This is a genomic window from Mycobacterium arosiense ATCC BAA-1401 = DSM 45069 (assembly GCF_002086125.1).
Taxonomy (GTDB): domain Bacteria; phylum Actinomycetota; class Actinomycetes; order Mycobacteriales; family Mycobacteriaceae; genus Mycobacterium; species Mycobacterium arosiense.
The window spans coordinates 1-233 of the sequence record NZ_MVHG01000425.1; the positions used below are offsets into that span (position 1 = coordinate 1).

A 233-nucleotide genomic window follows, 5' to 3' on the forward strand; every position below is an offset into this window, starting at 1 on the left:
CTGCCGGACTTCGCCCACATCGACGAACCCTACTGGTACGCCAACGGCGGCGAGCTGAGCCCGGCCGAGTTCGGTCGCCGCGCGGCGCTGCAACTGGAGGAGAAGATCCTCGAACTGGGCGCGGAGAACGTCGCCGCCTTCGTCGCTGAGCCCTTCCAGGGCGCCGGCGGCATGATCTTCCCGCCGCAAAGCTATTGGCCGGAGATCCAGCGCATCTGCCGGCAGTACGACGT

At 67.8% G+C, this 233-nt stretch carries 1 protein-coding gene; it reads left to right on the plus strand.

The window, feature by feature from the left end; all coding sequences use genetic code 11:
• On the plus strand, positions 1–233 hold a 233-nt coding region (locus BST14_RS32425), incomplete at both ends, for an aminotransferase class III-fold pyridoxal phosphate-dependent enzyme (protein WP_142279749.1).